We start from the raw sequence: 17,292 nt of genomic DNA on the forward strand, positions 1-17,292 counted from the left end.
TCTAATTTCGTCCATATGGATGTAAAGACTGCCGTTAAAATTATAAAAGATTGTTAGTATGTATCAAGTTCAGAGCTGCATTCCATTCGTATGTTTTATCATCAAAGATCCTTTGTTTTCGTGAGCTTTACCCTTTTTAATATTTCATTTATAAAATCAGTTTTACCTGCTGTATAACCGGACCGATCTTGAGCGTGCAAAGCCAATTCCTTTTTTAACTGTTCATACGCAATGACAGCCTCGGGATGCTCCCTAAGATAATCGCGGAATGCCAAATGTCTTGCTAATTCTTCGCTATCACGATTGCACACGTACAAATGATGCTCCATCCATTTTCCACGCTGTTTATGCCAAGGAACCGACATATCTTTTCTGCCAAAGGCCTCTCTTCCTTCAAAACTCCATTCTTGTTGATGGAAATAACCAATCTTCTCAAGCCCTTGGATGATCAGAGGCAGCATACTATAATCTTCAATGACGATATCTATATCCAAGATGGGCTTAGCACCAAGTCCTTTAACAGAGGTGCTTCCTACATGTTCAACTGACCTAATGAATTGCCCAACTTCAGCTTCGATAGTAGATCGTATTTCACAAAATTCGTGCTCCCAAAGAGGATTATAGTTTTCAATCTCAACTATTGTACTCATCATACTGATTCCTTCCTCTGCGCGGCAAAACCCATTCTGCACATCGACCAATTAAAGCTTGTGGTTGCAATTTTATCATTCAAATCCCACAAATTATCGATCATGCGAACCTCGACATTTCTGCGTATGAGTTCTCCAAACAAATCATGAACAATTATTTTATTGATAGGGATCTGTGTTTTTTCGCTCACATAGTAACCAGCACTTTTATCTGCGCCATAGAAATCAGTCGTATCGAATTCATATAAATACAACGTGGTTTGCCTCATGATTTCAAACCATTTATGCTCAATCGCAACAACATGGTCCAACGAATTTGAGCTTAAATAAAGTTTTTTATGCTCATCTGTGGTCGTTTCATGACTATGATAAGTTACTCTAGGACAATTGCGAGGTGTTAGGAAATTCGGCAAGCACCGTTCATTTATTACCCATACCAACCCTTTGCTTTGATCCATATCCACTCGAGAAGGTATTCGAGGTTCAAAAAGTGTAATATCACTTTCTTCGCTCACATGAAATAATCTCAAATGATCCCTGCTTTCTGATATAAAATTGTTGTGCACGAACAGCATTATTTTCAACATACGAGGAGATTGTACCATAATCTGGTTTAGAGTGGACGCAAAAAAACCGCGATATACGCGGTTCATCAGTCACTTGAAAAGTTATCTATGCACATTGTTGGTTTCGTACAGTAAACAGCTGGCTGAAACCATGTTTTTTAAGGATTTTCGCAGCCTTTTTACTTTTATAGAAACTGTCCGACAAAATTAAGACAGAGTCATTTGGTGCAAGCTCTTTGTTCCACAAATAAGGGAGCCGACCAATTGATATATTAATCGAACCATCCACATGACATTTCTCATAGTCAGTTGAATCGCGGACATCGAGTATTTTACTGCTGTCAGGTATAACGCCTTTTTCATTTAGCGCTTTTTCGTCGACATAAGTTAAATTTTTTAGGGGTGAGAATCTTCTATAAATGAACCACATTACGAATAAACCAGTTAGAGCAATTAAAATCAACATATCCTAACCTCCCCAATCCGTTTAATAAGGTACGCATATTCTATTGTAATATGGATGACCACACTTTAATCGCTGTGAAAATGAGTAATACAACAAGCCCATATCGCAAATATTTCACGTTTATTTTAGAGCTGATTCTAGATCCAATTGGAGCACCGATCAAGCTGCCCAATACCACAAATACAGTTGGCCATATCGGAATGGAACCAGCGGATAGCTTGCCGATTACGCCGCCAATTGCCGACACAAATACGATCGCTAATGATGAAGCAATGGTTGTCCTTGTCGGAATTTTTAAGACCGTCAACATTATTGGGATTAGAATAAAAGCACCACCTGCTCCAACAACTCCTGACACAATGCCAACAATGAAAGCAGACGTTACCGCAATGAGCTTATTAAAAGTGATTTCATTTATATTTAATTGTTGTTTTCCCCGGTTTGGAACGAGCATTAAAACAACAGCAATAACCGATAATGTTCCGTATATAATATTAATGGCATCTTCATTAAGAAAACGAGATCCGAATCCGCCAATTAAACTGCCCATTAAAATACTGCTGCCCATATAAATAACAAGACCTTTATGAATGACCGCTGTTTGATTGCTTTTCTGACGGAAAGCGATAATCCCAGCTAACGAAGCGAAGAAAACTTGAAACATGCTGATGGATGCCACTTCTTTTGCCGTAAACTGCGCTAAGCCAAGACTGGATGGAACATATAATAAAAGGGGAAAATTTATTATGGCCCCGCCTATGCCAAGTAATCCCGAAAAAAAGGAACCAACAAAACCGAGCAGCGTCATGATGATGTAAAGGATAATGTCCATAAAAACTCTCCTTGTTGGAATGCAATAAGTAAGGTATAATTAAAACCAAGTAACTTCATGTGAAATGAGGTATTTATGAAATGAAAAGTATATTCAAAAAAATATTTGAAGATAAATGCCCGACCTGCAATGAACCCTTGCTGTCAATCAATGAAAGCTTGTCCAGCACCAAGTATTGTGAGCATGGACATTACAAAGAAGAAAATTACAGCTCCCTAGGTGTAAGAATTATATATGACGTCTTAGAATAAGCGAACACGCTCTACCGTGTTCGCTTATTTTTTGTTATCGTTCAGTTACAAAAAAATCTCCAAAAGGCCTATTACAATGAGTATCATACCGCCGATGAGAGTAGAATATTTACCTAACCATGTTCTAGCAATCTCATGTCCAATCCGCAATCCGATAGCAACGGTTATTAGTGAAAATATACCAACAGAAATTGCAGTCATTATCGGTGACGCACCACTAACACCTGCTCCAAATCCTGTAGCGATACAATTTAATGATAAAGCAAAACCTAATGAGATCGTTTCCTGCCAAGTAATAGATCTTTCCGAATCACTAGTCTCACGTAATGGACTTGTTGCAACCCTTGTCCTCTGTTTAGGCAATATGCTCCAAAGACCTAGAAGTATGATGACAGAACCACCAATTAAATCTGCATGCTTTTGACTCATAAAACCAGATATAAGGTGACCCATTGTTATGGCTAAATATGCTGCAGCCATGGCCAATATGGCAATAAACAAGTTTGAGACAATTGGAATTTTTGTTGATCGTGTGCCAAAGGATACACCAATTCCTAAATTATCAATATTAGAAGCCAGTCCAATGAGAATGATTGAAATTAAATGCATAACTATACCTCCTCTACCATCCATTCTACTAAGTAGAGTATGCTAGAGAAGGTTATTAAGCTTGTGTTCTTTTACCGACTTTTCACGAGCAGCTCAATCGCTTCTTTAACCAGCTTATTCGCATCGCCGCCAGCAGACTGTTCTTCAATAATACATTGATGAAGGTTTTCCGCAACAATTTGGGCCATTGCTTTATCTGCTGCATTGCGTACTGCTGACAGCTGGCTTACTACGTCCTTGCAAGATTGCTGTTCATCCATCAATCTCAATACGCCTCGAACCTGACCCTCTATTCTTCTTAGTCGTGTTTTTATTTCATCGGTATAAACATATGCCATGTTCTTAACCTCCCATTCGTTAACGTGTACATGTATGGGTATATTATAAACCAAAAGAGAGTATCATTTCATTGATTATATAAATAAATTCACTTTTGCATCGGTGGCGTCGCCTAAGTAACCGGCTACACCAGCAAGTTGAATATCATCGATCAGCTCTTCACGCTGCAAACCAAGAAGATCCATTGTCATTGTACACGCTACAAGCTTAACCCCTTGCTCCTGCGCAAGTTCTATGAGCTGTGGCAGTGATAACGCATTATGCTTCTTCATAACATGCTTAATCATTTTAGGTCCCATGCCGCCAAAATTCATTTTGGATAAGCCTAGTTTTTGCGGTCCTCTTGGCATCATCCAGCCAAAGGCTTTTTCAAGAAGCCCTTTTTTGGTATGGACTGCTTCATCCTTGCGCAAAGCATTTAGTCCCCAAAAGGTGAAAAATATAGTTACCTCGTGATCATAAGCAGCTGCTCCATTTGCAATAATAAAAGCAGCTATCGCTTTATCAAGTTCCCCGCTGAAGAGGACTATCGTTGTTTTTTCAGTTACAGCTTCCATATATGTTCTCCTCTCCATAATAAAATTCAGTTAAATTTTTTTCACTAGAAATGTGAACACGCCGTTTTCTTCCGTATGCTGCACGAGTTCATGGTTTGTTTTTCTAATCCAAGCCGTAAAATCATTTAAAGAACCTTTATCGGTTGATAATACCTCCATAAATTGTCCAGGCTTCAATCCATCCAGTGCTTTTTTTGCTTTTACGATTGGCATCGGGCAAGCCAGCCCTTTGGTATCAACGATTAGATCAGCTTTCATTATTCATTTCCTCCTTTAATTATCGTGAACGGCACAACGATTTGGACCGATTTCCATTTCGCGCTGCTCTTCTTCGTTAGGTGTGATTTTACCCATATTCGTTTGGCGTATTTCTTGGTAAGCGTTCGGATGCTGCGGCAGATTGTTGGTCACCATGCCGCGAAACGCAGCTTCATCCGATATTTGCAAGCCTGTATTGTTTTTATATACATCGGATAAAACAGCGGCTACCCGCCCATCTTCTCCAAGCTCCGAGAACTTGCCGAAGTGTGCTGGAAGTATAATTAAATCCTGAGACAAATCCGGATAACGACTATATAACGTTTGACGAAGATCACCAACCCAATCTTCAGCGAGTCCAGCCAAATCTGGTCGTCCAATGGATTCAATAAATAAAATGTCACCAGTTAGTAAATACTGATCATCTACTATAAATGATGTACTGCCGATCGTATGACCAGGTGAATAAATGGGTTGTATTTTTAATGTGGTATTGCCTACCTCAATATCGTGACCGTTCTCAAGTTTCGCGTATTCAAATGTGACTTCTGCAGCATCTTTTGGAGGAAGCCAGTACGTTGCAGATTGTTGTTCTGCAAGCTTACGGCCGCCCGAGATATGATCCGCATGAAGATGGGTATCTAACGTATGCATAATGCGATACCCATTGTCCTTCGCAAATTGCTCCAACACATTCGTCATTCTAGGGGCATCTACGACAGCAGCTTCACCGTCTGATACGATCATGTAGGACAAGCAGCCTTTACCCATTCGTACAAACTGAAAAATAGTACCGCCTTGGCGCAAATCGCCAATTTTTACGGGCTCCAAATGCTCGCTCCACGACTTCATCCCGCCCTGCAAGTAATAAACATTAGACCTGCCTGCTGCCACGAGCAACTCTCCAACAAATATTGAAGAACCTTCTTTGGCGCATACAACCAGCACTTTTTTGTCTATTGGAATTTGTTCGATTATCTCCTCTACTCCCTCTAGCAGTTCAAAGTAAGGAATATTGAGAACCTCTATTCGACTTCCTTCGATTTTCCAATTCGCAAAGTCGCTTTCACTACGTACATCAAGGATGAAGAGATCTTCTTTTTTGCTTAAAATAAGTTTTGCTAGCTGCCCGGCACTCATTTCATTTAACTGGTTTGATGAACTCACGGTGTATTCCTCCTACTATGATGAGTGAGTGGTATTACTGTACATCATTCTCTAGTGGTCCTTCCCATTCGGACATACCTGGCAAGACATTGTACACGAGTTTGAACCCTTTATCAGCTAATAGCTGGCAAGCGATATCGCTGCGGGTGCCAGTGCGGCACACGATATAAAGCTCCTGATCAGGATCGAGTTCACTCGTTCGAATATCAAGCTCTCCTAACGGAATTGATTTGGCTCCAGGGATGTGGTTAAAAACATACTCTGCAGACTCACGTACATCTAAAATCATCATGTTCTCATTTGAAATAAGCTTCTTCTTCAAATCTCCGTTGTTCATTGTCTTCAAATATTTGATTTCTTCTTTTATTTCATTCGGGTTGGATTTTCTAAGGTAATGCTTCAATACCTCGCCCTCCACAAGCGTACCCAAGTATTGATGCCCCGCATTTCTGCTCCACCCTTGGATGTCTGCCAAAGATCCTTTATCCGTGGCAACTACTTCAATGACTTGTCCAGAAAGAAGCTCATTCATTGCTTTTTTCGTCTTGATGATGGGCATAGGACAAGCCAAGCCTTTGCAATCTATTGTTTTGTCTGCTTGAATGTGATTCATCATTTCTTGAACCTCCTTTGCGTTTATTAATAAATCATTCGAATAACATACCCATGGGGGTATCGAGAAAGGCGAAAAAATGACGCCGTACATATACCCCTATGGGTATAAGGCGTTGATAAAAATATACATGTTTTAAATGCAGATGTCAACGTGGCATCACAAAAAAAAGACCGCCATTCAGCGGTCTCTTAGTAATCTCTTTCTTTATCCCTTTTTCTTCTTTCCTGATCTCTCTTCAAGGCACGCCTCAATTCATCTTTGTTTCGATTTCTTCTAGGCAGCTTTCCGTTTATTTCAAATAATAAAATAACAATCATCGTTAGCAGTAAAACGATTATAAACCCCATCTCTTTCCTCCTAGGATAAAGTTATACTGGGCATTGCTCTGAAAATTAAAAGGTGAAATAAACAATGAAAGATCTACTCTTTTTACCAACGGACTCAGATCGCATAATGAAAGCATAAGCATTGATTGGTAAGAGGAGGAATGAATCATGTTGTTTCATTACTATGTAGCAGAAAGTTTATGGAGGGATCAGCAGCAAGCTTTGGATAAGCGAATTCGTAGAGGGGACTTTATTGATTATGATATCAAAGCAGCTTCACCCGATAAATCAATTATTAAAAGATGGTTATCAACACGTAAAAAAAAAGGGGTTAATCCTCAAGTATGAAGATTAACCTTATTGGCAATTAGGACGAACGATTAATCATCCAGCAAGGATTTCACAAAACGTAGGGCGAACAAAATGATATTAACCAAATCAAGATAAATATTAACGATCATCAGTGGAATATCTTTGTCTTCAAAACCTTCCTTGGACATACGGCTAAAGTCATAAAGTGTATAACCGATGAAAATGAGTAATCCAAAGCCGGCATAAATGGTTTCCATCATCCCTCCGAAAGGGAAAATAAATTGCATAAGACCGATAACGATGAGCCCAATTAATGATGCGAACAAAAACCCGCCGAGAAAGCGAAAATCCTCTTTGGAGTATGTAGCGTAGATCGCAAGGCCTGCATAAACGAGTACGGCAACAGAAACGGTTTGAATGACGACTGATGTACCCATGGAGGCGATATAATAGCTTAAAGAAAACTGCAAGGTTGCACCAGATACAATCATAAACACATACATCAATGAGTAGCCAATTGCTGTTGATTTACGCAAAAACATGATGGCAATGATTAATCCAATCTCGACAATAAACAGTGGGATTCGTGCGGCGCTAGGAAGCATTGTTCCTATGTACATGCCGCCTACTGAAACAATTAAGGCAAAGAAAAAGGTTAGCATTAATTTTTGCATCGGTTTACCATAACCGCTTGACTGTGTATAGCTCATCTTATTTTCTCCTGTCATCCATATTTATGGATCAATAATAGCATGAAAAGCGTGAATACAAAATGTTCTTTTTATTTTTTCATAATGGATCTCGTCCATGCGATATGTAATCCGGCTCTTTCCATATTATGTTGACTGCTTGATCCGAAGCTAGCCTGTGCTACGACGAGCTCACAGCCTGCAAGATGCGCTTCATGTAGACGCCTGCTTAATAGTGCTGTTTGCAGCCCTTGATTTCTAAATGCAGGGGCAGTAGCCGCTAGAGCACACGAGGCGATTCCATCCTCATTCATATGCATGACACCTACACTAGCAGGTATGTCATTTAAATACGCTAGATAGATTTTCCACCCTTTTCGATTCAGTAAACCAATATTATTATTAACAAAATGGTGTTTATCGGACAATGACATGCCTGATCCTAGGCAATGGATTTCAGCATAATGATCGAACACCTCCTCTGTAACGACTTCCGAAATCGTGATATGAGGTGGCAAAACAGGTTTATCTTCACTTGGCAGTCCAAAAAGAACAGAATGAAAGCCATTTTGTCGAAAACCGAGCTCTGCCAATTTCCCAAACAGAGCAGCTGTGCATTTTATAGGATCCAAATCAATTTGAAAGCTTCTGTCTCTTGCTTTATAAAACTTAATAATCTCCTCCAGCTTGTCGCTGTCCTCATCGCCCAAACCTTTTACCGAATTAAAAATGCTCCAAGGCATTGTTCTTATATAGTAAGCTACAGCTTGGCCATAATGATTAATCTCAACTCCTTCAGGATTGCCTAGTCTCTCCCCTATGGAACTAATTCTTGATGTAAGATATTCCATTTCTGATTGCTGTATTCGTTTAATCAACACTTCATTCAAAATGGGAAGTTTCATCTCCATCCATCCTTGCGCATTATAATGGGATTCATCTGAAAAGTGAAATCTGCATTAACATTCATAAAGAACATTTCCTGTCTGTGATAAGTCATAGCCGGAAATAGCTGCAAGCTCCTGTTGAAATGAAGCGGACTTCAAAATTTCGATAATCAAGTTAATGAGATCGCTATTCTCCGAATATTTCATAATGACAAGATCATAACGTTCACTAACTAAAGGAATAAAGTCCACTCCAGTTACGATCGCTGCTGCTTTTTCTATCCCAACTCCAACATCTGCCTCGCCACCCGCCACTTTGGCTGCAACGCCTAAATGATTTGTCAGTTCGTCCTCATAGCCGAGAAGCTCACGTGCCGAAATACGATGCAATCGAAGCTGTTCATCTAACAATACACGAGCCCCGGAGCCTTTTTCTCTATTAATAATACGTAAGTCTGGCTGAACAAGATCGCTCCATCCTTTTAGGTTTCGCGGATTCCCTTTTTGGACAAATAATCCGGCTTTCCTAGATAGCAGATTAATAACAACGTATGACGATCCGACGAGCAGCTTGCGTATGTACGGAATATTGTATTCGCCCGTATCGCCGTCTAACAGATGGGTGCTTACGACATCGGATTGCCCATTATACATGGAGATCAAACTATCTAGACTGCCGGCATTAGACCGCAGTGGGCGCAGTGCGTGTGTATATTTCTCAATATGCCTTCCGAGGATGTCGAGGCTGATGTCTTGTCCTGTGATGACAATGGAGCGAGCCCCAAGGCTCTGGCGTACTGTGCTTGCAGCATCTGGTTGAACAATTAAAGCGTCACGCAAGCTTTGCTGGTTCCCCTTTGAGCGCTGCTTATAGGCTTCTAAATCAGAAGCGTCCACTCTCATTTGTTTACCTACTCGGTATGAGGCCAAATCCCCTTTTTTGATAAGATCATAAACGGTTAATTTGGATATTTTGAGCAGCTTAGAGATTTCCTCTGTCGTATAGGAAATATTTTCAGATATGTTAATCACCTCTTAAGGATTGTATGCAGTAATCATTATTGTAGCATAAACAACGGAAATACTGTGGTTATTCGCTTTACAAATCTATTTCCTTCACCTTATAATCGGAAAATGGATTATATCTATTTATATCTAAACATAACGAAAGAGGGTATTAAATGATTAATTTACTTAAAAAAAGCTATGTTTTATTGTATTTGGTTATGATTATGGTCGTTGTAACGGCCTGTGGTTCGAATCAACCAAGCTCCACCAATCAACCAGAATCAACAGCAATTAGCACGGAAACACCTGCTGAAAATGTTGATTTAACGATTTCAGCAGCTGCAAGTTTAACGGATGCGTTAAAGGAAATTGAAACACAATTTAAGGTAATTCACCCTAATGTAAAATTGAATTTTAACTTTGGCGCTTCAGGCGCTCTTCAGAAGCAGATTGAAAATGGCGCGCCTGCGGATCTTTTCCTCTCAGCTGCTTCCAAAAACATGAAGTCACTAGTAGATGCGAAGCTGATTGCTGAGGATAGCCAAACAAATCTCCTCTCTAATGGTCTCGTGCTCGTCACTTCAAAAACATCAAAAACACAGCTTGCAACGGTTAATGATCTGTTGAATGCTGATGTCAAAACGATTGCAATTGGCATCCCAGAGAGCGTACCGGCTGGAAGCTATACAAAAGAAGCCTTGGAACAAGCGAAGCTATGGGATAGCTTGCAACCGAAGGTTGTTCAAGCGAAGGATGTCCGTCAGGTTCTTCAGTACGTTGAAACAGGCAATGCAGACGCGGGTTTTGTTTATAAGACTGACGCTTTAACATCAGATAAAGTCAATATTGTCCTTACCGTTGATCCTGCAACATACACGCCGATCACCTATCCGATTGGTGTCGTTACAGCAACTAAGCATCTTCCAGAATCGAAGCAATTTTATGATTATCTTCAAACGGCAGAGGCAATGGCTGTGTTTGAAAAATTCGGCTTTTCGAAGCCATAATGCATTTAAGAAAAAGCAGTACTTAAAAAAACCTCTATTCTTCCACTGGGAAGAACGGAGGTTTTTTGCTTATGTCTGCTATTTTATTAGGGATTTAAAATAAGCTTAAGGCCTTCAATTTTGAGCTGATCCATACGAATAACCCAGTTTTTAATGGATTCACAAGTTTCTTCGTCTAGATTAAGAAGCTCTTTCATATCCTTTGTTAATTCTTTTTCATCGTCATTGTAGTCGCCGTCAGCGAATATGAGAAGCAGAATTTCTGCGAAAAAGATTTTTTTTACATGATCATCATTAATATTTCCTAGTATATCTGCTAACTGCTTTTCGGATGAAAAGCTTATTACGGCTTGCTGCATATCCATCTCTTGCATATACGATTGAAGAAATCCTTGTTCTTTCTTGTGAATGAACCCATCAGCATTTGCTGCAAGATGTGCTAATTCGAGAAATGCTTCTTTTTGCTCCTTGGTTTGTAGAAAATGTAAAAACATAAGGTCCACTCCCTTCATTCGAAAATATTTACTCATACTCTTATTCGACATGATTTGACTATTTCCTACTTGCTGCTTATCTTTTCTATTTCATTAAATGTTTTGTAGCCTTCTATTTTGTTTAGTTTTATATCAAAAGGATGGTGGTCTTCATGAAACAAAAACTCAACACGATGCAATTTATAAAATGCTTATACAGCCGTTTTCGTGAGGATGATGTGCCTGCGCTTGGCGCACAGCTGACGTATTATTTGATCTTATCGTTTTTCCCCTTTCTTATATTTATGGTCAGTTTGCTTAGCTTTATCGAAATGTCTGGCGATAGCGTGATCGCAGAGTTTATTCGCCTTCTACCTGCAGATGCAAGTGATACGATTAGCGGAATTCTTGCTGAAGTTGTAGATAACAGCAGCGGAACACTGCTGTCATTCGGTATGATTGCGACCATTTGGTCTGCTTCAAACGGTATTAATGCGATTTTGAAAGGATTGAACAAAGCCTACGATGTTGAGGAAAAGCGGCCGTTTTGGAAGGTACGCGGTATTTCACTGCTATCAACAATTTTTTTAGTCGTCGTTATTGTTTTGGTCATGGTTATGCTTATTTTCGGTAAAGCTATTGGCGAATACTTATTTAAGTGGCTTGATTATCCAAATGGTTTCGAATGGATTTGGAATGTCTTGAAGTATGTCATACCTATTTCCGCAATGACAGGCGCCTTTTCCTTGCTTTATTGGATTGTTCCTAACAGAAGGCTGAGCTTAAAAGAAGCTGTGCCAGGTGCTTTATTTGCAACGTTTGGTTGGATTGCGACTTCACTTGTTTTTCAGTTTTATATGAACAATTTTGGGAACTATTCGAAAACATACGGCAGTCTTGGCGGAGTAATCATCCTGTTGATCTGGCTCTACATTAGCTCTATCCTCATCATGCTTGGCGGTGAAATCAATGCTACGCTCGCATCAGCAAAAAGCATAATTCCACCCAATAACTCAGCTAGACATAGCTTTCGCATTCCGCTTAATCAGAATAAGGATATTAAAACGATAACATAAGTGGTAAATTTGCAGCCTTGTACAGATACTGGGCGATTATTAACCTTAAATGGATTATAGGCATATGCTGAATAATCTGATTTTGAGGAGTAATGCCGCATGTATCAAATTGAACAAAACACGATTAACTACGTATATCCATACTCGGATGTTTACGCAACCAGTGTAAGATTGATGCAGAGCGAACAGCCGCTCACTTTTGTTCTCGTTCATGGCTCCTGGGCGGATGCGAGCTTTTGGAATGGCATCGGTTATGAATTAAGCAAAATGGGCCATATCGTGTTCGCGCCTGAATATCCTGGGCATGGTGCAGACCCTAATAAAAACGTCACTCATGAAATGATAAGTCATTCTGTAGCTGCTTATATTGCGTCAAGAAATCTTCAGCAAATCATACTTGTGGGTCACAGCTTCGGAGGCTCCGTCATCCAAAAGGTTGCAGAGCTCATTCCAGAGAGTATTAGGAGGCTCGTGTTTTTGGATGCTTTTGTATTAAACGACGGTGAAATGGTCGCCGATGAATTCCCAGCCCCTGTAAAAGCTAGTTTCCAGCAGCTTAGGGAAAGCTCGAAGGATGATACGATCATGCTGCCATTTTCGCTGTTTCGTGAAACATTTGTTAATTTGGCAAGCCTCGGCTTAGCGGAGAAAATGTACAGTATGGTAAGTCCAGAACCAGCAAAACCTTTTTATGAAAAACTCGATCTTAAAGTATTTTATAGTTTGAATATGCCGAAAAGTTATATTTTCTTAACGGAGGATAATGTTCTTCCACAGTACAACAGCGAATATGGATGGCATCCGCATATGTCCAACCGACTGGGCTTGTTCCGATACATCCAAGGTCATGGCGATCATATGTCAACTGCAAAGACGCATCCTGAGATGCTTGCTCATCGTATCTATGAAGCTGGAAGAGATTAAACGGATAAATCAGATTGAAGAAAATATAAACGTTATTTCAAAAGCATCAAGTGAAACATAAAAAGCGCGTGCCGATTAACTATCGGCACGCGCTTGTTGTGTTGCTTCTCTCATAAATGTAAAAGGTTATTTAAGGAACGAATTGCTGGACGATGCGTACGATTTCCCCGTTCTTGATCGTCATATGATAAGGAAAGCTCTTCATATCGAAGTCGTCTTCCGTATTGATGAGTTCAATAAACTTTTTAACTGAAATCGGTTCATTCCAAACAATATCTGCTTCATTAATATTGCCCGTTCGATTATAGATTTGCATAAGCACCTCAGCGTTATCGGCTATCGGTAAGTCACGCAATGTTTCATCATCATTCTCAATGTAATAACCATCTGGCGGGGCATCGAGCCCAGAATCCTTTTCACGCTCAAGGAAAATTTTTGTCGCTGCATCACCCTCGTACCAATCGATTTGGTCGATAGATAATGTGTAATGATTATTTTCCCCTTTTGTCATTGAAACGTAGCCAGTTATCATATCCGGTGTTTGTTCTACCGGTGTATATTCACGGCCTCCCGCCGGCGCAAAGCTAAAGGCCGTGAGACAAGCTATCGCAACAGTTGCGATCAATACATATTTTTTCATAGCGCAGACGCTCCTTCTATATGGTATATATTCTTATTCGGCTTACTTATACAATATAACGAAATGGGGGTGCAGAAAGTTACAGAAAAGCTACAAAAAAAAATAGATTTTAAAAAGAAAAACCTGCGCTGTACGCAGGCATTTACCTAAATAACAAATAGTTCCATAAACTGCTGTACGGGCGTGTTCTCTAATACGTTTTGGTCTTGGCAAAGCTCTAATATCGCTTGTGTTTGCTTGGATGGGAACCTGCTCTTCAAACTGGCATCAAACTTCGCAAGCAGAAGCGGTATGGCTTCCTGACGTCTGCGCCGATGGCCGATTGGGTATGCAATCTCGATCTTCTCAGTGGATGTTCCGTCTTGGAAAAACACTTGAATGGCATTGGCAATCGAGCGTTTATTAACATCCAAATAATCATGTGAGTAAGTGATATCTTCAGTCGTAACCATTTTCTTGCGAAGCTCATCGATACGACTGTCACTCGCATAATCATCCTCATAATGATCGGCAGTTAAATGTCCATGAATCAGGCCAATTGCGACCATATATTGAATGCAATGGTCACGATCCGCAGGATTATGGAGCGGTCCTGTTTTGTCGATAATTCGCAGTGCGGACTTATGTGTAGAAATGATTATTTTATCAATTTCATGCCATTTATCCTTCACACTCGGGTGCAGCAAGATAGCAGCCTCCACCGCTGTTTGGCCATGGAATTCAGCGGGGAAAGATATTTTAAACAATATATTTTCCATGACATAAGCTTCAAAATCCCGTTTAATGGACAAAGGATTCCCTTTAAACAGCACATCATAAAATCCCCATTCCGGTGTAGATAGTGCAGCGGGATAACCCATCTCTCCTTTTAGCGCCATCAATGAAAGCCTAAGCGCGCGAGCTGTGGCATCGCCGGCTGCCCATGACTTTCTCGAACCTGTATTTGGCGAATGACGATAAGTACGAAGAGGATGACCATCAATCCACGCATTGGATAAAGCATCAATAATTTCATCTGTCGTCCCGCCTAGCAGCGCAGTCACTACAGCAGTTGAGGCAACCTTCACGAGAATAACATGATCGAGCCCTACGCGGTTAAAGCTGTTTTCAAGTGCAAGAATTCCTTGAATTTCATGCGCCTTGATCATAGCTGTAAGCACATCTCTCATGACAAACGGCGGTTTGCCCTCGGCTATGTTTTTCCTGCTTTCATAGTCCGAAGCAGCTAGTATAGCTCCAAGATTATCTGATGGATGGCCCCACTCCGCTGCAAGCCAAGTATCATTGTAATCGAGCCAGCGATTCATACATCCAATGTTAAATGCAGCAGTGATCGGATCAAGCTGAAACGAAGTTCCAGGAACACGAGCTCCATTCGGAACAAGAGTTCCCGGTACGGTCGGGCCTAGCAGCTTCGTGCACTCGGGATACCTAAGCGCTAACAACCCGCAGCCAAGCGTATCGATGAGACAATAGCGAGCGGTATTATAAGCTTCTTCGCTAGTTATCGTATAGTTTGCAGCATATTGTGCAATATCAACCAACACTTGATCCGGCTTTGGCCTCTCATTACTCATTAAAGTGGACATTCGTTTCGCATCCTCCTCCTCATTTAGGATCGTTGTTCGATAGGCAGCCAAGGCTGCAAATCACAGCCGATATATTCAGCATTAGGACGAATGATTCGATTGTTTGCACGTTGTTCAATGATATGGGAAGCCCAGCCGCTGGTACGAGAAATAACGAAGATCGGTGTAAAAAGTGAGGTTGGAATGCCCATAAATCGATAGGCTGACGCGCTGTAAAAATCCAAATTAGCAAATAGTTTTTTCTCTTTCAGCATTATTTTCTCTATAGACTCGGAAATTGGATAAATGATTGAATTCTCAGCCCCTGCAGAGAGTCTATTTGACCAGTATTTAATAATATCGGATCGTGGGTCAGATACAGAATAAACACGATGTCCAAAGCCCATAATTAATTTTTTGTCCTTCAGCATTTGCATAATTCCGATCTCGGCTTCGCGCACGCTGCCGAATTGTTCAATCAGCTCCATCGCGGCTTCGTTGGCACCGCCGTGAAGAGGTCCACGGAGTGTGCCGATGCCAGTCGTAATGGCGGAATACATATCTGATAAAGTAGATGCAGTAACACGTGCTGCAAATGTAGAAGCGTTGAATTCATGCTCCGCATACAGTACAAGTGAAACGTCAAAAGCTTTCTCATGAAGCTCGTTCGGGCGTTGATCATGAAGCAGCTGCAGAAAATGTCCAGCAACACTTTGTTGATCGGTCTCTGTATCAATCCTTCTCCCACTCTTCTGATAATGATACCAATACAATAAAATAGAGGCGCTGCAGGCTATTAATCTATCAGCGATATGGGAAGCGTCACGCTCCTCATTTTCTGGTTCGAACGCAGCTAACGCCGAAACCCCCGTTCGAAGCACATCCATTGGATGTGTGCTGCTCGGTAGCTGCTCCAATATGTTCAATACACCTGCTGGCAGTTGTCTAAGTGACGCAAGCTTCTTCCTGTAATCTTTTAACTGGACATCGCTTGGCAAGGCTCCATATAACAATAAAAAAGCAGTTTCTTCAAAGCTGCCATGAAGGGCGAGATCATCAATCGAATAACCTCGATAGGTTAAGCCCTTTCCTGCTTTTCCGACTGTCGAAATCGAAGTCTGTCCCGCTATAACGTCGGCGAGACCGCCTTGTTTTTTAGTTGTCATGACGGTTCTCCTCCTCTTTGACTCCATAAAGCTGATCCAGCTTCTCTTCGTAGCTCAAATAATCGAGGAAATCATAAAGCTCTGCTCTAGTTTGCATAACATTTATGACATTTTTCTGTGTTCCTTCCTGTTTTATCGTTTCATAGACATGAAGAGCTGCTGCTGACATTGCGCGAAAGGCAGATAACGGATAAAGAGCTAAGCTGACACCTGCATGCTCAAGCTCTTTTATCGTATACAGCGGAGTTTGCCCGAACTCCGTAATGTTTGCGAGTATAGGAACCTTCACCGCATCAGCAAAGGCTTGATAATCCTCAAGTTTTGTTATTGCCTCAGGGAAAATCATATCTGCTCCGGCCTCCACACATGCGCATGCCCGTTCAATCGCTGCTTCTAACCCTTCTACCGCAAGTGCATCCGTGCGAGCCATAATGACAAACTGATCATCTTCTCTTGCGTCTGCAGCAGCTTTAATCCGATCAACCATTACCTCCTTGCTTACAATTGCTTTGTTAGGGCGATGCCCGCAGCGTTTAGCCAGGATTTGATCTTCAATATGAACGCCGGCGGCTCCCGCACGGTTCATCAGCTTAATCGTTCGCGCAATTTGGAAAGCTCCTCCAAAGCCCGTATCCACATCTACGAGCAGTGGCAGCTCTGTAACACTCGTTATTCTTCTTACATCCTCAAGACAATCCTGCAGCGTTGTAATCCCAAGATCAGGCAGACCGAACGACGCATTAGCAACACCTGCACCAGATAAATACAAAGCGCGAAACCCTGCTCTTTCCGCCATTATTGCCGAAAAGGCATTAATAGCGCCTGCGATCTGCAAAGGCTTCTCGACTTGAAGCACCTCGCGAAATCGCGCTCCGGGAGTATGACCCATCTCGCCACCGCCTTTT

Annotated in this window: 23 protein-coding genes; 4 read left to right on the forward strand and 19 right to left on the reverse strand. The window is 41.1% G+C overall.

The genetic code is table 11. From position 1 onward, the window contains the following. Positions 1-101 precede the first annotated feature (101 nt). From AC1DOV_RS04425 to AC1DOV_RS04475, 11 genes are all read right to left on the reverse strand, one after another. Positions 102-650: a GrpB family protein gene (locus AC1DOV_RS04425; RefSeq protein WP_477511669.1), complete on the reverse strand. Its 549-nt coding sequence runs from the start codon at positions 648-650 to the stop codon at positions 102-104. Beyond that, positions 650-1,180, reverse strand: coding sequence for a DUF6886 family protein (locus AC1DOV_RS04430; RefSeq protein ID WP_477511663.1), 531 nt, complete (start codon positions 1,178-1,180; stop codon positions 650-652). The genes AC1DOV_RS04425 and AC1DOV_RS04430 overlap by 1 nt, the downstream gene beginning before the upstream one ends. Before the next feature lie 142 nt (positions 1,181-1,322). Beyond that, positions 1,323-1,682 carry a rhodanese-like domain-containing protein gene (locus AC1DOV_RS04435; protein WP_441886214.1) on the reverse strand — a complete coding sequence of 120 codons (360 nt, stop codon included), beginning with the start codon at positions 1,680-1,682 and terminating at the stop codon, positions 1,323-1,325. A gap of 40 nt (positions 1,683-1,722) precedes the next feature. Then, positions 1,723-2,514 carry a sulfite exporter TauE/SafE family protein gene (locus AC1DOV_RS04440; protein WP_339209350.1) on the reverse strand — a complete coding sequence of 264 codons (792 nt, stop codon included), beginning with the start codon at positions 2,512-2,514 and terminating at the stop codon, positions 1,723-1,725. Between the two features lie 296 nt (positions 2,515-2,810). Then, positions 2,811-3,374, reverse strand: coding sequence for a manganese efflux pump MntP (locus tag AC1DOV_RS04445; RefSeq protein WP_441886218.1), 564 nt, complete (start codon positions 3,372-3,374; stop codon positions 2,811-2,813). A 71-nt stretch (positions 3,375-3,445) separates the two neighbouring features. Continuing rightward, a complete protein-coding gene (locus AC1DOV_RS04450) occupies positions 3,446-3,712 on the reverse strand; it encodes a metal-sensitive transcriptional regulator (protein ID WP_441886221.1) in 267 nt (88 codons plus the stop codon). 75 nt (positions 3,713-3,787) lie between these two features. Then, positions 3,788-4,270: a DsrE/DsrF/DrsH-like family protein gene (locus tag AC1DOV_RS04455; RefSeq protein ID WP_477511662.1), complete on the reverse strand. Its 483-nt coding sequence runs from the start codon at positions 4,268-4,270 to the stop codon at positions 3,788-3,790. A 30-nt stretch (positions 4,271-4,300) separates the two neighbouring features. Next, positions 4,301-4,528: a sulfurtransferase TusA family protein gene (locus AC1DOV_RS04460; RefSeq protein ID WP_339209356.1), complete on the reverse strand. Its 228-nt coding sequence runs from the start codon at positions 4,526-4,528 to the stop codon at positions 4,301-4,303. Between the two features lie 15 nt (positions 4,529-4,543). Further along, complete coding sequence (locus tag AC1DOV_RS04465; protein ID WP_477511668.1) at positions 4,544-5,668, reverse strand: MBL fold metallo-hydrolase; 1,125 nt, start codon at positions 5,666-5,668, stop codon at positions 4,544-4,546. Positions 5,669-5,729: 61 nt separating this feature from the next. Continuing rightward, positions 5,730-6,308, reverse strand: a complete 579-nt coding sequence (locus AC1DOV_RS04470; RefSeq protein WP_441886350.1) for a sulfurtransferase TusA family protein — start codon at positions 6,306-6,308, stop codon at positions 5,730-5,732. A gap of 191 nt (positions 6,309-6,499) precedes the next feature. Next, complete coding sequence (locus AC1DOV_RS04475) at positions 6,500-6,658, reverse strand: hypothetical protein (RefSeq protein ID WP_441886228.1); 159 nt, start codon at positions 6,656-6,658, stop codon at positions 6,500-6,502. A gap of 147 nt (positions 6,659-6,805) precedes the next feature. On the opposite strand from AC1DOV_RS04475, the gene AC1DOV_RS04480 reads away from it, so the two are divergent. Beyond that, positions 6,806-6,985, forward strand: a complete 180-nt coding sequence (locus AC1DOV_RS04480; RefSeq protein WP_477549287.1) for a hypothetical protein — start codon at positions 6,806-6,808, stop codon at positions 6,983-6,985. A 32-nt stretch (positions 6,986-7,017) separates the two neighbouring features. On the opposite strand, the gene AC1DOV_RS04485 is transcribed toward AC1DOV_RS04480, so the two are convergent. The 3 genes from AC1DOV_RS04485 to AC1DOV_RS04495 all read right to left on the reverse strand — a co-directional run bounded on the left by AC1DOV_RS04485 (position 7,018) and on the right by AC1DOV_RS04495 (position 9,548). Further along, entirely contained in the window at positions 7,018-7,659 is a 642-nt protein-coding gene (locus tag AC1DOV_RS04485; protein WP_441886234.1) for a Bax inhibitor-1/YccA family protein, read from the reverse strand. Positions 7,660-7,730: 71 nt separating this feature from the next. Beyond that, on the reverse strand, positions 7,731-8,543 hold the full coding sequence (locus AC1DOV_RS04490) for a GNAT family N-acetyltransferase (RefSeq protein WP_477549288.1): 813 nt from the start codon (positions 8,541-8,543) through the stop codon (positions 7,731-7,733). 54 nt (positions 8,544-8,597) lie between these two features. After that, on the reverse strand, positions 8,598-9,548 hold the full coding sequence (locus tag AC1DOV_RS04495) for a substrate-binding domain-containing protein (protein WP_477549592.1): 951 nt from the start codon (positions 9,546-9,548) through the stop codon (positions 8,598-8,600). A 158-nt stretch (positions 9,549-9,706) separates the two neighbouring features. On the opposite strand from AC1DOV_RS04495, the gene modA reads away from it, so the two are divergent. Then, positions 9,707-10,540 (forward strand): molybdate ABC transporter substrate-binding protein, encoded by an 834-nt coding sequence (modA, locus tag AC1DOV_RS04500; RefSeq protein WP_477549289.1) that lies wholly within the window; start codon positions 9,707-9,709, stop codon positions 10,538-10,540. An 86-nt stretch (positions 10,541-10,626) separates the two neighbouring features. On the opposite strand, the gene AC1DOV_RS04505 is transcribed toward modA, so the two are convergent. Next, on the reverse strand, positions 10,627-11,034 hold the full coding sequence (locus AC1DOV_RS04505) for a TerB family tellurite resistance protein (RefSeq protein WP_430059109.1): 408 nt from the start codon (positions 11,032-11,034) through the stop codon (positions 10,627-10,629). Between the two features lie 152 nt (positions 11,035-11,186). Here AC1DOV_RS04505 and AC1DOV_RS04510 point away from each other — a divergent pair, with 152 nt between their 5' ends. Both AC1DOV_RS04510 and AC1DOV_RS04515 read left to right on the forward strand, forming a co-directional pair. Next, positions 11,187-12,089 carry a YihY/virulence factor BrkB family protein gene (locus AC1DOV_RS04510; RefSeq protein ID WP_477549290.1) on the forward strand — a complete coding sequence of 301 codons (903 nt, stop codon included), beginning with the start codon at positions 11,187-11,189 and terminating at the stop codon, positions 12,087-12,089. A gap of 99 nt (positions 12,090-12,188) precedes the next feature. Further along, complete coding sequence (locus tag AC1DOV_RS04515) at positions 12,189-13,013, forward strand: alpha/beta hydrolase (protein ID WP_477549291.1); 825 nt, start codon at positions 12,189-12,191, stop codon at positions 13,011-13,013. 130 nt (positions 13,014-13,143) lie between these two features. Here the strand turns inward: AC1DOV_RS04515 and AC1DOV_RS04520 are convergent, their stop codons facing one another. From AC1DOV_RS04520 to prpB, 4 genes are all read right to left on the reverse strand, one after another. Beyond that, positions 13,144-13,653: a hypothetical protein gene (locus AC1DOV_RS04520; protein WP_477511653.1), complete on the reverse strand. Its 510-nt coding sequence runs from the start codon at positions 13,651-13,653 to the stop codon at positions 13,144-13,146. 146 nt (positions 13,654-13,799) lie between these two features. Further along, positions 13,800-15,242 carry a bifunctional 2-methylcitrate dehydratase/aconitate hydratase gene (locus tag AC1DOV_RS04525; protein WP_477549292.1) on the reverse strand — a complete coding sequence of 481 codons (1,443 nt, stop codon included), beginning with the start codon at positions 15,240-15,242 and terminating at the stop codon, positions 13,800-13,802. A gap of 23 nt (positions 15,243-15,265) precedes the next feature. Next, the gene (gene prpC / locus AC1DOV_RS04530) at positions 15,266-16,387 is read right to left on the reverse strand and encodes a bifunctional 2-methylcitrate synthase/citrate synthase (protein WP_477549293.1); all 1,122 of its coding nucleotides are present in this window, start codon (positions 16,385-16,387) and stop codon (positions 15,266-15,268) included. Continuing rightward, entirely contained in the window at positions 16,377-17,276 is a 900-nt protein-coding gene (prpB, locus tag AC1DOV_RS04535; protein ID WP_477549294.1) for a methylisocitrate lyase, read from the reverse strand. The genes prpC and prpB overlap by 11 nt, the downstream gene beginning before the upstream one ends. Between the last annotated feature and the right edge of the window lie 16 nt (positions 17,277-17,292).

This window comes from Paenibacillus sp. 01T47 (assembly GCF_056398245.1).

Excerpts from the sequence above, each read along its gene's own strand:
- AC1DOV_RS04485 (WP_441886234.1), bottom strand. The coding sequence starts at position 7,659 with ATGAGCTATACACAGTCAAGCGGTTATGGTAAACCGATGCAAAAATTA.
- AC1DOV_RS04450 (WP_441886221.1), bottom strand. The coding sequence starts at position 3,712 with ATGGCATATGTTTATACCGATGAAATAAAAACACGACTAAGAAGAATA.
- AC1DOV_RS04525 (WP_477549292.1), bottom strand. The coding sequence starts at position 15,242 with ATGTCCACTTTAATGAGTAATGAGAGGCCAAAGCCGGATCAAGTGTTG.
- AC1DOV_RS04510 (WP_477549290.1), top strand. The coding sequence starts at position 11,187 with ATGAAACAAAAACTCAACACGATGCAATTTATAAAATGCTTATACAGC.
- AC1DOV_RS04455 (WP_477511662.1), bottom strand. The coding sequence starts at position 4,270 with ATGGAAGCTGTAACTGAAAAAACAACGATAGTCCTCTTCAGCGGGGAA.
- AC1DOV_RS04440 (WP_339209350.1), bottom strand. The coding sequence starts at position 2,514 with ATGGACATTATCCTTTACATCATCATGACGCTGCTCGGTTTTGTTGGT.
- AC1DOV_RS04515 (WP_477549291.1), top strand. The coding sequence starts at position 12,189 with ATGTATCAAATTGAACAAAACACGATTAACTACGTATATCCATACTCG.
- prpC (WP_477549293.1), bottom strand. The coding sequence starts at position 16,387 with ATGACAACTAAAAAACAAGGCGGTCTCGCCGACGTTATAGCGGGACAG.
- modA (WP_477549289.1), top strand. The coding sequence starts at position 9,707 with ATGATTAATTTACTTAAAAAAAGCTATGTTTTATTGTATTTGGTTATG.
- AC1DOV_RS04425 (WP_477511669.1), bottom strand. The coding sequence starts at position 650 with ATGAGTACAATAGTTGAGATTGAAAACTATAATCCTCTTTGGGAGCAC.
- AC1DOV_RS04470 (WP_441886350.1), bottom strand. The coding sequence starts at position 6,308 with ATGAATCACATTCAAGCAGACAAAACAATAGATTGCAAAGGCTTGGCT.
- AC1DOV_RS04490 (WP_477549288.1), bottom strand. The coding sequence starts at position 8,543 with ATGAAACTTCCCATTTTGAATGAAGTGTTGATTAAACGAATACAGCAA.
- AC1DOV_RS04520 (WP_477511653.1), bottom strand. The coding sequence starts at position 13,653 with ATGAAAAAATATGTATTGATCGCAACTGTTGCGATAGCTTGTCTCACG.
- AC1DOV_RS04465 (WP_477511668.1), bottom strand. The coding sequence starts at position 5,668 with ATGAGTGCCGGGCAGCTAGCAAAACTTATTTTAAGCAAAAAAGAAGAT.
- AC1DOV_RS04505 (WP_430059109.1), bottom strand. The coding sequence starts at position 11,034 with ATGTTTTTACATTTTCTACAAACCAAGGAGCAAAAAGAAGCATTTCTC.
- AC1DOV_RS04460 (WP_339209356.1), bottom strand. The coding sequence starts at position 4,528 with ATGAAAGCTGATCTAATCGTTGATACCAAAGGGCTGGCTTGCCCGATG.
- AC1DOV_RS04480 (WP_477549287.1), top strand. The coding sequence starts at position 6,806 with ATGTTGTTTCATTACTATGTAGCAGAAAGTTTATGGAGGGATCAGCAG.
- AC1DOV_RS04435 (WP_441886214.1), bottom strand. The coding sequence starts at position 1,682 with ATGTTGATTTTAATTGCTCTAACTGGTTTATTCGTAATGTGGTTCATT.
- AC1DOV_RS04475 (WP_441886228.1), bottom strand. The coding sequence starts at position 6,658 with ATGGGGTTTATAATCGTTTTACTGCTAACGATGATTGTTATTTTATTA.
- AC1DOV_RS04445 (WP_441886218.1), bottom strand. The coding sequence starts at position 3,374 with ATGCATTTAATTTCAATCATTCTCATTGGACTGGCTTCTAATATTGAT.
- prpB (WP_477549294.1), bottom strand. The coding sequence starts at position 17,276 with ATGGGTCATACTCCCGGAGCGCGATTTCGCGAGGTGCTTCAAGTCGAG.